Genomic DNA, 14261 nt, shown 5'->3' with positions numbered 1-14261 from the left:
TCATTACCCGAATGGGCACAATTCCGCACCCCTGCAGCACGATAACCCCCATGCCCACAGATCCAGTGCAGCAAGGGTTGTCATTTAGTCGTGGCTGGTCTCGTTTTTCGCTCCGCCTTTGAACCAGCGAAACAGGATGGCCATGACGGCCGCCAGAAACAGCACCAGCGAGGTAATCAGCAGGGCCCGGGTCAACAGTTCGCTGTGGTGGAGAAAGAAGGGGGTATTCATCGCCAGCTTGCCCACCAAACTGAGGCAGAGCGCCCACATAAAGGCACTGGCAAAGCTGGCCACGCACATGCGCAGCACGCTCAGGCGGCCAATCCCCATCAGCATGGGGGTCAGCACCCGCACGAACGGTATAAAACGGGAGGAGAACATCGCCAGAAAACCGTACTTTTTCAGCAACCGGGTCGCCTTGGGCAGGCTGTCGGGAGGCAACATCCGTTCGATATGATCCATAAAGCGGGTGCGCTGCAGTGCCCGTCCCTGCCAGTAGGCGAGCACAGAACCTATGCCAGCAGCCAACGGCAGATAGACAAGAGTCACTTCGGGGCCAAATACCCCCATGCCCACCAACCCACCGGCCAGCAGTACCAGGCTGTCCCCCGGCAGGGGCAGGAAGACGAATGCGGACTCCAGCAGCAGTACCAGCATCAGGCAACTGATCAACAGGGGGACCGCCTGCATCTGAACCAGGGCGTCAAAATCCTGATGCCAAATGGCCATCAGCATATCCAGCATGTCACACTCCCTACTACACGGTTCATCATGAACGAGGCAGGGGTTATAGCACCCATCCCCTGAACAAAACGTTAATTTCGTCCGGCACAGGAAATAAAGTGTGTCGAAATATTGCAGCAACGAGGGAAATGCAAGAAGGGCGAAAAGCAGAAACAAAAAGCCCCTCATCTTGCACGCACAAGGGAGAGGGGCAAACAGGCACAGAAATAAAACGGTTACTCGGCGGTGGCCATCTGCCAGGTTTTGAAGCCGCCGGAGAGGTTTTTCACCTTGAAGCCGTGCTGGCTCAGCAAGCGGCAGGCGACATGGCCGCGCAGCCCGACCTGACAGCTGATCAGCAGCTCTTTCTCTTTGGGCAACTCATGGAGGCGACCACGCAACTCGTCGAGGGGGATATGCAGCGCCCCCGGAATGCGGCCCAGCTTGTCGAGCTCCGGGCCATTGCGCACATCCACTACCAGCTGATGGGGGTTACGAGCCTGCACCTCGGCCACGTGGCAGAGCAGGGTGTCCCCCTTCAGGTGATTGCTTGCCACAAAGCCGGCCATGTTGATCACATCCTTGGCCGAGCCGAACGGCGGCGCATAGGTAAGCTCCAGATCCTGCAGATCAAACACGGTGAGACCGGCGCGCTGGGCCACTGCCAGCACGTCGATGCGCTTGTCGATGCCATCCTTGCCGATGGCCTGGGCACCGTAAATCTTGCCATCCGGGGCAAACAGCAGCTTGAGGCTGACCGGATGGGCACCCGGGTAGTAACCGGCGTGGCTGCCCGGATGGACATAGACCTTCTCGAACGGCAATCCCAGTTGCACCAGTCGCTTCTCGTTGAGGCCGGTGCTGGCCACCGCCAGATCGAACAGCTTGCAGATGGCGGTCCCTTGCGTCTTCTTGTAGGTTTCGCTTCGGCCCAGCATATTGTCGGCGGCGATGCGCCCCTGCCGGTTGGCCGGGCCCGCCAGCGGGATCAGCACAGATTCGCCGGTGACGAAGTCAATCTCTTCCACCGCATCCCCCACCGCATAGATGAAGGGATCCGAGGTACGCATCCCGGCATCCACCTTGATGCCGCCCCGTGGGCCCAGCTCCAGCCCCGCCTTGGCGGCGAGCAGGGTTTCCGGCTTGACGCCGATGGCGAGGATCAAGAGACCGGTATCAAGATGGGAACCATCATTGAGGGTCAGGCGCAGGCCACCGCTTTTGGCGGTCGGCACGGCGGAGGTCTTCTCGGCAGGCAGATCCAGACTCTCGATGGCGGTGAGGCCGGTGCGCAGGCGCAGGTCAATCCCCTCTTCCCGGATGCGGGCATGGAGCATGTTGGCCATCTCCTTGTCCACCGGTGCCATCACCTGATCGGCCAGCTCCAGCAGGGTGACATCCAGCTTGCGCTGATGCAGCGCCTCCATCATCTCCAGCCCGATAAAGCCGCCGCCCACCACAGTGACGTGGCGCGGCTGATCGTGATGCAGAGCCGCCAGAATGCGATCCATGTCCGGGATGTTGCGCAGGGTATAAACATGGGGGCTGTCGATACCGGGGAAAGGAGGACGGATCGGCGCCGCCCCCGGGCTCAGCAGCAGCACATCGTAATGCTCGCGCTGCTCTTCACCGGTTTGCAGGTTGCGCACCAGCAAGGTCTTGCCCGCCTTGTCGATCTCAATCACATCGTGGAAGACCCGCACATCGACGTTGAAACGGCGCTTGAAACTCTGGGGAGTCTGCAGCAGCAAGGCATCCCGGTCGGGGATATCGCCCCCGATGTGATAGGGCAGACCGCAGTTGGCGAAGCTGACAAACTCGCCCCGCTCGAACATCACGATCTCTGCCTCTTCACTCAAACGACGAGCACGAGCCGCCGCCGATGCGCCCCCCGCGACACCACCGATAATCAGGATCCGTTTCATCTGCAAGACTCCTCATACATGATAATGAGCAATAAATTAGACTTTTCTAATTTAGAGTTCAATGAAATTTTGTTTCACACCATTTTGCAGTATTCTTGCAACCCCGACGGTTGCTTAACAGGATGTTGTTTGTTCATGTCGTCTACCGCACTCAGTCATCTTCCTCCTGCCCTCCAGACGCCGCTCTTTTTCCGTTTGGATCTGCGCAGTCAACGGCTGGTCGCCCTGACCGACGTGATGCAAACCCCGCTCTACTGGCTCGATGAGCCGCGCGCCCCCTGGCCTGCCCAGCTGCCCGATGCCCTGCGCCTGCCCATCGAACAACTGCTGGCCAACGGCCATGGCGGCAAGATCACCGTGCGCTTTGCCAGCCAGTTGTGGCATATCGCCCTCGCCCATGAGCAGGATGACTTCTGGCTCATCTGTCTGCAGAATCTTCGTCAGGAGCCCATCGCCGATCTTGCATTGCAACTGCCGCGCCTCAGCCAGATGGCAAGCCAGCAACAGTATGCGCTCCTGCTTGAGACCCTCAAAGAGTGTCTCGGGGCCGATCGGCTCATTCTCTGGCACTATCAGGCCAACGGTGATCTCGGCAGCGAGCAGCTCACCCCCGTATTTACCCTGGGCATAGAGAGCATTTATCCGATCCGCGGCGACAGCCGCTATATCCGCGCCCTGCGCACCCGCAAAGCGTTGAGTTTCTCGGAGGCTGCCCATCAGCCAATGCTGAGCAATCACCTCTATCTGACCAGTGCCGGTGTGCGCTCACGCCTCGATGGTGCCCTGCTGGAGCAGGACAAGCTGTTCGGGGTGCTGAGTCTGGAGTATCTCGATCCCACCCCCCTTAGCGAGGAGATGTTGCAACTGGTGCGCAACAGCGCCCAACTGCTCGGTCACTGGCAACCACAGTGCGAAGAGCAGGAGGGGGAAGCAAGTTTGCCTGCCGAGCTAAGCCAACTGACCGGTATGAGTTACTGCAAGACGCTGATCCGCTGGGCCATGAGCCTTAGTGGTGCCCGCGCCGGCTGGCTCGGCGAGTTCCAGCCCCGCGGTCAGGAGCTCTGGATCATTCCCCGCTGCGTATTTAACGGGGAGCTCTTCTCCACCCTCAAACCCATCCAGCTAGAGCAAGGTCCCGCTTTGGAGCTGTTCCAGCACGGTCAGGCCATCTATGTCGAAAACCTGGCACTGCGTTACCCCAAGGCAACCCGGCTGCTGGCCCTCAAGGCCGACATTTATATCGGTATCCCGCTTCATGACCAGCACGGTACCGTCATGGGGCAGATCACCCTGCTGCTCGACGCTCCGCTGAAAAAGCCCGAGCTCCTGCTGGATCTGTTGAGCAGCCAGCACGAGCGGGCCGCCATCGAGCTGCAACGCCTCGCCGCCGACGACGCCCTGCGGCTGGCGGAAGTGGCCTTCAATACCCACGATGGACTGATCGTGATGGATCACAACGGCATCATCCTCAAGGTCAACCACTCCTTCAGCCGGATCACCGGCTTTGGCGAGGTAGAGGTGCTCGGCCACTCCATTCGCAAGCTGCGCCCCACCTACTTCGGTGATCACCTCAAGGAGGATGTCAGTCGCGCCGTCAACGAGCAGGCGTTCTGGCTCGGGGAAGAGCGCTGTCTGCACAAGGATGGGCACCTCTTTCCGGTGCGCTTGATGGTGAACGGCGTCAAGGATGAGCAGGGAGAACTGAGCCACTTTATCTGCAGCTTCTACGACATCACCCGGGAGAAGGAAGCAGCCAGACATATCGAGCAGCTCGCCTATTACGACGATCTCTGTGGCCTGCACAACCGACGCAGTCTCAACAATATTCTGCAGCAGACCCTGAGCGAGCCAAACAGCCAATGGGGCGCCCTGCTGCTGGTGGATCTCGACAACTTCAAGTCGATCAACGACTCCCTCGGTCACGCCTGCGGCGATCTGTTGCTGCAGGCCGTGGTGCAGCGTTTCAGGGAGCTGCCCCAGGACAATCTGGTGCAGGCGCGCATCTCGGGGGATGAGTTTGCCCTGCTCTTTACCCAGCTGGGACAAGGGGAAGTCACTGCCAAAATTCTGGCAGAGCACTTCGCCCGCGAGCTGATGGGGCTGTTTCGCACCCCGTTCGACATCGGCGATCACAAACTGCACTGCAGCGCCTCGGTGGGGATCAGCCTCTTCTCCGGCAACGAGACGGATCATCTGGTCCTGATGCAACAAGCCGACACCGCGACCCACATGGCCAAGCGCGCCGGTCAGGGCCACTACGTCTTCTTTACCGAGGCGATGGCCCAGCATGAGAAGAACCGCCTGACCCTTACCAATGAACTGCGCGATGCCCTGCGTCATCACGAGCTGCAACTCCACTACCAACCGCAATACCGGGTCGACAATGGCTCGCTGTCGGGTATCGAGGCGCTGCTGCGCTGGCAGCGCAGCGACGGCACCATGGTGCCACCCGGGGAGTTTATCCCCATCGCCGAAGAGACCAGCCTGATCCTCGAGATCGGCTACTGGGTGATGAAGACCGCCTGCGCCCAATACAGCTTCTGGCTCAACCGTGGCCTGCAGATCCCCCATCTGTCGGTCAACGTCAGTGCCCGCCAGTTCCACACCCAGGGCTTCGTACAACAGGTGGAGTACATCTTGCGCGATACCGGTGTGCCCCCCTCCCGCCTGCTGCTGGAGGTGACCGAATCGGTAGTCTTGGAGAATAGGCAGGAGAGTATTGCCAGAATGCGCCAGCTCAAGGAGCTCGGCATCCTCATCTCCATCGACGATTTCGGCACCGGCTACTCGTCGCTGGCCTATCTGCGGGATCTGCCCGCCGACGAGGTGAAGCTGGACAGAAGCTTCATTCAGACCCTGGTACACAGCGAACAGGACAGAGCCATCGTCAAGGCGATACTCGATCTGGCCCAGGTCTTTCGTTTTACCGTCACCGCCGAAGGGGTGGAAGAGGAGGCGCAGCTGGCCATCCTCAAAGCGCTGGGATGCCAGCATTATCAAGGGTTTCTCACCAGTCGGCCGCTCACCGTCAAGGGGCTGGAGCAGCTGCTTGGCAGCCGGGCGCCGGACTAAAGGTGTAGGATCAATAGGGGTTTATGTAATAAAATAACGGCCTGCTCGAATCGTTGGAGTTGTTTATGTCTGTCATTAATCGGATCCCTGCCGTTGAAATCAGCCAGCCAGCCGGAGCTCACGGCACCGTTGGCCGGATCCATTCCGTCGAAACCTGCGGCACTGTCGATGGCCCGGGAATACGCTTTATCGTATTCATGCAAGGCTGCCTGATGCGCTGCAAGTACTGCCACAACCGCGATACCTGGGATACCGAAGGTGGCCGCGAAGTGACCGTACCGGAGTTGATGAGTGACATCACCAGCTATCGCCACTTCATGAATGCCTCCGGCGGTGGCGTGACAGCGTCCGGCGGTGAAGCCATGCTGCAACCGGCTTTCATTACCGAACTTTTTACCGCCTGCAAAGAGAAAGGGATCCACACCTGTCTCGACACCAACGGCTTCGTCCGTCATCTCGACGAACAGGTGGACAAGCTGCTCGACCAGACCGATCTGGTGCTGCTCGACATCAAACAGATCAATGACGAGAAACACATTCCGCTGACTCACGTCAGCAACAGATACACCCTGGAGTTTGCCCGCTATCTGGCGGCCAAAGGCAAGACCATGTGGATCCGCTACGTGGTGGTACCGACCTGGAGCGATGACGACGAGAGCGCCGAAGGGCTGGGCCAGTTCATCGCCGAGCTGGGCGAGAGCGTGGAGAAGGTGGAGCTGCTCCCCTACCATGAGCTGGGCAAACACAAGTGGGACGTGCTGGGCGATCCGTACGAGCTGAGCGGGATCAAGCCCCCCAGCAAGGAGACCATGGAACGGGTCAAGGGCATCCTCGGCAAGTACCACAACAACGTCAAATATTGATGGTAAAAGCAGGCTGACTCGTCAGCCTGCTCTGCTATGGGCGGTCGGGAAGACCGCCCGGACTCTACTGCATAAATGGACGACAAGATGAGTGAAGGACAACTCGCCGCCCTCCTGATCTGGCTGGTACTGCTGGCCTTCAGCCTGCGCCGCTCCCTGTGGCAAACCCTCTATGACAACCCCCTCTATCAGCACCTGCTGCTGGGGAGTGCCATCGCGCTGGTGCCGCTCTGGTATCTAAGGGCCGGTCTGCATGAGGGGCTGGAGGTCCATTTTCTCGGGCTCACCTCCCTCACCCTGCTGCTGGGCTGGCGACTGGCGTTGCTCGCCCCCTGCCTGACCCTGCTGGTGCTCGGTTACTTCGGTGTCACCAATCTGGCCGATTTTGGCTGGCAGGCACTGGTTGGCATCGCCCTGCCGGTAGCCACCAGCTGGCTGCTGTTTCTGGCCAGCTGGGCCTGGCTGCCGCGCCATCTCTTTGTCTATATCTTCGTGGCCGCCTTTCTCGGCGGCGCCATCACCATCTCGGTCAAGGTGGCCGCCAGTGCGTTGCTGATGGGGCTGAGTGACAGCTACCCCTGGCACACCATCACGGCGGATTACCTCTCCATCTGGCCACTGCTGTTGTTCCCCGAAGCCCTGCTCAACGGCATGGCGATGACGGTGCTGGCCATCTACCGCCCTCACTGGGTCAATACCTTCTTCGACCGTACCTATCTGGGCAAGTAACGCTCTCTTTCCTGATCTGCGCCCATAAAAAAGGAGAGGTCATCGCCTCTCCTTTTGGTATTCCGAATTCTGTCAAACCTTGGCTTAGTGCAGCTTCAGGGTCGGACGCAGCACACGGTTGATGCGACCCACCAGCATGATGAGGCCGGTCTTGACATAGCCGTGCAGGGCGATCTGGTGCATCCGGTAGAGGGAGATGTAGACCAGACGGGCAATGTAGCCCTCGACCATCATGGATCCACGCATCAGGTTGCCCATCAGGCTGCCCACGGTGGAGAAGCGGCTGAGGGAGACCAGCGAACCGTGGTCGTGGTAGAGGTAGGGCTTCATCTCGCCGCCGTTCATCTTGGCCAGAATGTTCTTGAACGCCTGGCTGGCCATCTGGTGGGCAGACTGGGCGCGCGGCGGCACAAACTTGCCATCCGGCTGCGGGCAGGCAGCGCAGTCACCGATAACGAAGATGCTCTCGTCACGGGTAGTCTGCAGGGTCTCTTTCACCACCAGCTGGTTGATGCGGTTCGTCTCAAGACCAGCGATATCCTTCATAAAGTCAGGTGCCTTGATACCGGCCGCCCACACCATCAGATCCGCTTCAATCAGCTCGCCATCCTTGGTGTGCAGACCGTCGCTGGTCGCTTCGGTGATCATGGTGGCGGTACGCACGTCCACACCCAGCTTGACCAGCTCCTGATGGGCGGCGCCGCTGATGCGCTCCGGCAGAGCCGGCAGAATGCGCGGGCCCGCTTCCACCAGGGTCACCTTCAGGCTGTCGGTGGTGAGGTTCTTGAAGCCGTAGGCGTAGAGCTGCTCGACCGCATTGTAGAGCTCGGCAGAGAGCTCGACGCCGGTTGCGCCGCCGCCGACGATGGCAATCTTCACCTTGTCGCCCGGCTTATATTCGGTGGCGAACTGCAGGAAGCGGTTCATCATGCTGTTGTGGAAACGGTGCGCCTGGGAGGGGCTATCGAGGAAAATACAGTGATCCTTGATGCCCTTGGTGTTGAAGTCGTTGGAGACAGAACCGATGGCCATCACCAGATAGTCGTAGGGCAGTTCGCGCTCGTTGACCACGATGTCGCCATTGTCGTCGTGGATCGGGGCCAGCACGATGCGTTTATCGTCACGCTTGATGTCGGTCAGGGTGCCGAGCTGGAAGTCGAAACCGTGGTTCTTGGCGTGAGACTGGTAGCTCAGGGCATCGATGCCCGCGTCCATGGAGCCGGTGGCCACTTCGTGCAGCAGGGGTTTCCACAGGTGGGTGCGGTTGCGATCGACCAGAGTGATCTTGGCCTTGTTCTTCTTGCCAAGCTTGCGACCCAGACTGGTGGCCAGCTCCAGGCCACCGGCGCCGCCGCCTACAACGACAATATTCATCATGATGATTTTCCTCGGTTCCTCAAAACGAAAGGGAGCCATTGGCTCCCTAAAACGAAATCGGTCGACGTGATGGATCAGGCTTCTTTGAAGGCCTTCATCCGCTGCAGATGATGCGAGATATTTTTGAACTTATGAGTCTCGCGCTCATCCCACACGATGTCGTAATAGTTCTTCAATTCACGTTCAGTGTCCCGATTATCGCGCACTTCATCCTGAACGGAAAGGATACACAGGCAGTTTCCTGAATTTTTCTTACGAAATTCAGTTACACACTTGGTGCCAATATCGTCATATTCTTCCGGCCGGTCGATCTTGCCCTGCATGTTCTCTTCAGGATGGAGGTTGGGGTTGAAGATCACCTGGCGAATGCCGCACAGAAAGCCGATCCGCTCGCTCCAGTAGCCACCAAGACCCACGCCGCAGATCAGCGGTTTGGGATCGGTACTCATATCGAGCTGTTTTTTCACTTCCTTGAGCAGATGGCTCATATCATGACGGGGGTGAACCGTGCTGTAGTGCACGAAACGCACATCATCATCAATAAACTGCAACTGCAGCACTTTCTCGTGATTGCCTGGGCTGGTGGCATCAAAGCCATGCAGATAGATGATCATGGATAAGACCTCAGGATCTGTGTCGGTTTTATCGAAACTACCCCAGCGGCGGCCATGCGCGCCACCAAAACATCCAACTTTCTTGCTTTGGATCACGCCCCCGCCCCCGATTGCGCCCAGCAGCCCGCGAGCGCCGTCACATGAAGACGGGCGCATTGCGAGCAACGTTATGGTGCCCGGCTATCAAAGTGAGATCGCCAGACCAATAATGATAAACCCCTTACCAATCTGAGATGCCCTCACCTCCTTCCCCTGCCAGCAGCCGGACACTTATCTGGCCGGTATGTGACTCATTTCGCAAAAACAAGGCGTTATCGCCAAACGTTTTCTCTCGTGAGCGGCGTTGTGCATGTTTTGTGCACTGACCCGTGCTGCACCGGATCCCTCTCACTACTGCCGAGGGATCTGGCACCTCTGTCAATACACGAGATCAATGACCGGGAAAGCTGCGGCTTTCACTATCTTGCCTGTAGCAGTTGCGCGGGCTTCAAGGAGTGATCTGTTCATGAACGAGACCAATCCCCCCTCCCCCCGACCGGGTGTGCGCAAGCGCCCGGTGGATGAAGTGGAGCGCATGCTCCCCATGGGCCAACTCTTTACCCTGGGCCTGCAACATGTGCTGGTGATGTACGCCGGCGCCGTGGCGGTGCCACTGGTGATTGGCGGCAGTCTGGGGCTGCCCAAGGAGCAGATCTCCTACCTTATCAGTTCGGATCTCTTCTGCTGCGGCATCGTCACCCTGCTGCAATGTGTCGGGATTGGCCGCTTTGCCGGGATCCGGTTGCCGGTCATCATGTCGGTCACCTTTGCCGCCGTGATGCCCATGCTGGCCATCGGAGCCAACCCGGATCTGGGGCTGACGGGCATCTTCGGCGCCACCATTGCCGCCGGTATCATCTCGACCCTGCTGGTGCCGCTGATAGGTCGGCTGATGCCGCTCTTCCCGACCGTCGTGACCGGGGTGGTTATCACCTCCATCGGGATCAGCATCATGCAGGTGGGGATCGACTGGATGGCGGGGGGCAAGGGCAATCCGGAATATGGCAGCCTGCGCTACATCGGCACCAGCTTTCTGGTGCTCGTCTTTATCCTGCTGGTGACCCGCTTCACCAAGGGCTTTTTCAGCAATATCTCGGTGCTGCTCGGGATCATCTTCGGTTTCGTGGTGGCCATCGCCATGGGCGAAGTAAGCCTCGATGGCCTTGGCGAGGCAGCCTGGTTTGCCCCCATAGTGCCCTTCGCCTTCGGCTGGCCCACCTTCGATCCCATCTCCATCGCCACCCTGACGGTGATCATGCTCATCACCTTTATCGAATCCATGGGGATGTTTCTGGCCCTTGGCGACATCGTCGGCCATCCGGCCAGGCGCGGTGATATCGTGCGCGGGCTGCGGGTGGATGGCATCGGCACCATTATTGGTGGGATATTCAACAGCTTCCCCCACACCTCCTTCTCCCAGAATATCGGTCTGGTGAGCGTGACCGGAGTATCTAGTCGCTGGGTCTGTGTGATGTCGGGGGGGATACTGCTCGCCTTTGGCCTCATCCCCAAGATGTCGGTGCTGGTCGCCTCCATCCCGCCCTTCGTGCTGGGGGGCGCCGGTATCGTGATGTTCGGTATGGTGCTGGCCACCGGCATTCGCATCCTGGCGCGCACCGATTACAACACCAATCGCCACAACCTCTATATCGTCGCCATCAGTCTCGGAATTGGCATGATCCCGACGGTCTCTGGGAATTTTTTCCAGCAGCTTCCGGCGCAGCTACAACCGCTTTTTCATAGCGGTATCCTGCTGGCCACCATCAGTTCGGTGCTGCTCAACCTCTTCTTCAACGGCTATCAGCCGGATCTGAGTCACCAGACCCGCCCCCTGTTCGTTGGTCCCATCAAACCGCAGCAAGAGCAGGCATAACAAACAGGCCCCCGGACAGCGAGACTGTCCGGGGGCCTGTTGTTCATATCACCGCTGACCCAATCAGGCAGGCAACTGCTCGAAGCGTTCTACCGCCTGCGCTACTTGTGCCAGACTCCCCTGCCAGAAGGCGGCCTCACGGATATCCTGCCCCAGATGCTTGGCTACCAGATCTTCGGCGCTCATCCGGCCGGTATCGCGCAGCAAGGCGCGATACGCCTCGGCCACGCCCTCTTCCCCCGCCGCCTTGCGGCTCATCAACTGCTGATAGACCCCGAGGCTGAACAGATAACCGAACAGATAGGGATAGTTGTAAAAGCCCAGCCCCGCGATGGAGAAGTGCGCCTTGGCCGCCCAGAACATGGGGTGATAGCGGGTCAGGCTCCCCTCATACCAGCGTCCCCACGCCTCGTCGGTCAACGCCTTGAGCCGCTCTGCCGACACATAACCCTGCGCCCGCTCGGCCACCAAGGCCTGCTCGAAATCGAAGCGAGCCGGGATATTGACCAGGAAGGTGGCAGCTCCATCGGCTTCGGCCCAAGCAATGGCCAGCTGCTCTTCCGGGCTTTGCGCCTGTTCAAACAAGGCGCTACGCACCAGGGTTTCGGCAAAAATAGAGGCGGTCTCCGCCAGCGTCATGGGGTAACGGCGCTGGCTCATCGGCAGATCGCGGATCACCCAGTTGTGCCAGGCGTGACCCAGCTCATGGGCCAGGGTAATGACGTTGTCCATGGTGCCAGCATAGGTAACAAAGACCCGTGGCTCGACCGGTTCGGCAAACTTGGTGCAGTAAGCGCCGGTGCGGCGATTTGGCGTGGGCGCCGCATCAATCCACCCCCTCTCGGCCATCATGCGGGCAAATGCCCCCATCTCGGGATCGAATCGGCTAAAGGCATCGGCAATCAACTCGATCGCCTCATCAAAAGGAATGTCGCGGCTGCTGGAAGCAGGCGGCGGCGCAAAGAGATCCTCCGGCCCCAGATCGTCGAGACCAAGGCGCTCGGCCATCAGCTCCAGCGCCCGCTGGCCCAACCCACGGGCTCGCCAGGTTTCGCTCATCAGGGCATCGAGGGTGGCACGCTCGATATGGCTCTGGTGGCAGGAGAAATCCAGCGCATCGAGCAACCGGGTGTTGCCACGCTGACGGGCCAGCTCCAGCCGCCAGCCGTTGAGGGCATTGAGTATGGCGGCGACCGTCTCCTGCTCACCTTCCCAGCCAGCACTGATGGCATCAAACGCCTCAAGGCGCAATGCCCGCACCGGGCTGGAGAGCAGATTGCTCGCCTCGGCCAGCCCCATCTCGCGGCCATCAATGGTCAAGCTGATCTTGCCCACCAGATCATTGTAGAGGTTGCCCCAGGCATGAAGGCCATCGGTGCCAAGGCCGATCACCAGCTGCTCAGCCGCCACCGGCAGGCGCTGATCCTGCAAGCGACGCTCATGGCGCAGGCGGTACGCCTCTTCACCGAGCAGCGGATCCCTCATCAGCGCGGCGAACTCCTCTTCCGGCAACGCCAGCATCAGATCTTCCACCGGCGCCAGGGTCTTGAAAAGATCGGCAATGAGGGTACGGGCACGTGACGCCAGCTGTTTGGCCTGCGGATCCCGCGCATCTTGGCTGCCGCGGCACGCGGCCAGAATCGCCATGTTCCAGCCAATGTTGTGAATGTCCCGAGTCCGCAGCCGCACCTCCCGCAAAAAATTCAGCAGCGCAGCGTCATCGTCGCACACCCCGTCCAGACCCGCCATATAGCTGGCCAGCTCTTCCAGCGCGTGGCGGGCTGCGCGCATGTCCGCTTCCAGCTCGGTGCTGTCGAGGCCCGGGTAGATATGGTCGTTATTCCACTGTTGTTGATACATAACTTCTCGCAAAGGCCTTTATCGGGAGGCGCAACAGACCTGCGGGCAGCAAGTCCGACACCGGGCAACCCGAAGGCCAAAAAATGAAGAGAGGAAAAAAGAGACAATGGCCCGCAAGCTCGCTTATCCCTTGGCTGGGGCAAGACGGCTCACCAGCGTCATCACGGCAACCAGCAGCAGACCCGCCACCACACCGGCCACGGAGTTGAGCAGCGTCGGCGTCACCGCCGCCAGTACGGCCCCTACTGTGGGCAGGGTGGCAACGACAGCGGCTGCGCCTTCAATCAGGTGATGGGCAAAGGGCCAGCCATGCACCAGAATGCCGCCGCCCACCATAAACATGGCGATGGTGCCGACCAGTGCCAGCAGGTGCATCAGACGGGGCGCCGTCACCAGCAGTCCCTGCCCCACCGCGCGGCGCAGGGCGCTACCATCGTGCTTTTGCAGCAGATGCAGACCGATGTCATCGAGCTTGACGATCAGCCCCACCAACCCGTAGACCCCGATGGTCATCAGCAGGGCGATGCCCGCCACTACCGAGAGCTGCAGCGCGAGGCTTGCTCCCTGTACCGTGCCAAGGGCGATGACGATGATCTCGGCAGAGAGAATAAAATCGGTGCGGATCGCCCCTTTTACCTTCTGCTGCTCGAAGGCCACCAGATCATCGGGAATAGAAGCTGTGTGTGCCTCACCCTCGCTCACTTCATGAGGCAGGAACTTGTGGGCCAGCTTCTCGGCCCCCTCAAAGCAGAGGTAGGCGCCTCCCAGCATCAAGAGCGGCGTGATAAGCCAGGGCACCAGGGCACTGATGGCGATGGCGGCGGGCACCAGAATCAGCTTGTTGCGAAATGACCCCTTGGCCACCGCCCACACCACCGGCAACTCCCGCTCGGCGCGCACCCCGGAGACCTGCTCCGCGTTGAGGGCCAGATCATCACCCAACACCCCGGCAGTCTTCTTCGCCGCCATCTTGGTCATCAGCGCCACGTCATCAAGCACGCTGGCGATATCATCGAGCAGGGCCAACAAACTGGTTCCAGCCATATCAGAGATTCCTTATATCAGTGAGAACAACCCCAGGAGAGAGGTGTACGTCCCGATAACCACCAGGGTCAACAGGACCACCTCATGGCGATGGCAGGCCATCATCGGCCGAGCCAAGAATCCGGCGCTCACCATCGGGGGG

The 14261-nt window shown here is 59.8% G+C and carries 10 protein-coding genes; 4 read left to right on the top strand and 6 right to left on the bottom strand.

What is annotated here, in order from left to right; translation table 11 throughout:
• Positions 1–84: 84 nt before the first annotated feature.
• Together G5229_RS01790 and G5229_RS01785 are read right to left on the bottom strand one after the other, a co-directional pair.
• Positions 85–744 (bottom strand): DedA family protein, encoded by a 660-nt coding sequence (locus G5229_RS01790; RefSeq protein WP_005353037.1) that lies wholly within the window; start codon positions 742–744, stop codon positions 85–87.
• A 215-nt stretch (positions 745–959) separates the two neighbouring features.
• Complete coding sequence (locus tag G5229_RS01785) at positions 960–2648, bottom strand: FAD-dependent oxidoreductase (RefSeq protein ID WP_005344666.1); 1689 nt, start codon at positions 2646–2648, stop codon at positions 960–962.
• 135 nt (positions 2649–2783) lie between these two features.
• On the opposite strand from G5229_RS01785, the gene G5229_RS01780 reads away from it, so the two are divergent.
• From G5229_RS01780 to G5229_RS01770, 3 genes are all read left to right on the top strand, one after another.
• Positions 2784–5720, top strand: coding sequence for an EAL domain-containing protein (locus G5229_RS01780; RefSeq protein WP_421208198.1), 2937 nt, complete (start codon positions 2784–2786; stop codon positions 5718–5720).
• A 65-nt stretch (positions 5721–5785) separates the two neighbouring features.
• A complete protein-coding gene (gene pflA, locus G5229_RS01775; RefSeq protein WP_005333994.1) occupies positions 5786–6583 on the top strand; it encodes a pyruvate formate lyase 1-activating protein in 798 nt (265 codons plus the stop codon).
• 87 nt (positions 6584–6670) lie between these two features.
• Entirely contained in the window at positions 6671–7312 is a 642-nt protein-coding gene (locus tag G5229_RS01770; protein ID WP_257699128.1) for an energy-coupling factor ABC transporter permease, read from the top strand.
• Between the two features lie 84 nt (positions 7313–7396).
• Here the strand turns inward: G5229_RS01770 and G5229_RS01765 are convergent, their stop codons facing one another.
• Positions 7397–8689 carry an NAD(P)/FAD-dependent oxidoreductase gene (locus G5229_RS01765; protein WP_421173037.1) on the bottom strand — a complete coding sequence of 431 codons (1293 nt, stop codon included), beginning with the start codon at positions 8687–8689 and terminating at the stop codon, positions 7397–7399.
• A gap of 74 nt (positions 8690–8763) precedes the next feature.
• The gene (gene ycfP, locus G5229_RS01760; RefSeq protein WP_005334000.1) at positions 8764–9303 is read right to left on the bottom strand and encodes an alpha/beta hydrolase YcfP; all 540 of its coding nucleotides are present in this window, start codon (positions 9301–9303) and stop codon (positions 8764–8766) included.
• 505 nt (positions 9304–9808) lie between these two features.
• Here ycfP and G5229_RS01755 point away from each other — a divergent pair.
• Positions 9809–11215, top strand: coding sequence for a nucleobase:cation symporter-2 family protein (locus G5229_RS01755; protein WP_421208196.1), 1407 nt, complete (start codon positions 9809–9811; stop codon positions 11213–11215).
• A gap of 63 nt (positions 11216–11278) precedes the next feature.
• Here the strand turns inward: G5229_RS01755 and G5229_RS01750 are convergent, their stop codons facing one another.
• Both G5229_RS01750 and G5229_RS01745 read right to left on the bottom strand, forming a co-directional pair.
• Positions 11279–13075, bottom strand: coding sequence for a M3 family oligoendopeptidase (locus G5229_RS01750; RefSeq protein ID WP_421208194.1), 1797 nt, complete (start codon positions 13073–13075; stop codon positions 11279–11281).
• Between the two features lie 123 nt (positions 13076–13198).
• The gene (locus G5229_RS01745) at positions 13199–14119 is read right to left on the bottom strand and encodes a DUF808 domain-containing protein (RefSeq protein ID WP_421208192.1); all 921 of its coding nucleotides are present in this window, start codon (positions 14117–14119) and stop codon (positions 13199–13201) included.
• Positions 14120–14261 lie beyond the last annotated feature (142 nt).

Origin of the sequence: Aeromonas sp. 602396 (assembly GCF_049173735.1) — a bacterium.
GTDB classification, from domain to species: Bacteria; Pseudomonadota; Gammaproteobacteria; order Enterobacterales; family Aeromonadaceae; genus Aeromonas; species Aeromonas veronii_A.
The sequence above is the reverse complement of the archived record's forward strand: the minus strand, read 5'-3'. Positions and strand labels throughout refer to the sequence as shown.

Excerpts from the sequence above, each read along its gene's own strand:
- G5229_RS01790 (WP_005353037.1), bottom strand. The coding sequence starts at position 744 with ATGCTGGATATGCTGATGGCCATTTGGCATCAGGATTTTGACGCCCTG.
- G5229_RS01785 (WP_005344666.1), bottom strand. The coding sequence starts at position 2,648 with ATGAAACGGATCCTGATTATCGGTGGTGTCGCGGGGGGCGCATCGGCG.
- G5229_RS01780 (WP_421208198.1), top strand. The coding sequence starts at position 2,784 with ATGTCGTCTACCGCACTCAGTCATCTTCCTCCTGCCCTCCAGACGCCG.
- pflA (WP_005333994.1), top strand. The coding sequence starts at position 5,786 with ATGTCTGTCATTAATCGGATCCCTGCCGTTGAAATCAGCCAGCCAGCC.
- G5229_RS01770 (WP_257699128.1), top strand. The coding sequence starts at position 6,671 with ATGAGTGAAGGACAACTCGCCGCCCTCCTGATCTGGCTGGTACTGCTG.
- G5229_RS01765 (WP_421173037.1), bottom strand. The coding sequence starts at position 8,689 with ATGATGAATATTGTCGTTGTAGGCGGCGGCGCCGGTGGCCTGGAGCTG.
- ycfP (WP_005334000.1), bottom strand. The coding sequence starts at position 9,303 with ATGATCATCTATCTGCATGGCTTTGATGCCACCAGCCCAGGCAATCAC.
- G5229_RS01755 (WP_421208196.1), top strand. The coding sequence starts at position 9,809 with ATGAACGAGACCAATCCCCCCTCCCCCCGACCGGGTGTGCGCAAGCGC.
- G5229_RS01750 (WP_421208194.1), bottom strand. The coding sequence starts at position 13,075 with ATGTATCAACAACAGTGGAATAACGACCATATCTACCCGGGCCTCGAC.
- G5229_RS01745 (WP_421208192.1), bottom strand. The coding sequence starts at position 14,119 with ATGGCTGGAACCAGTTTGTTGGCCCTGCTCGATGATATCGCCAGCGTG.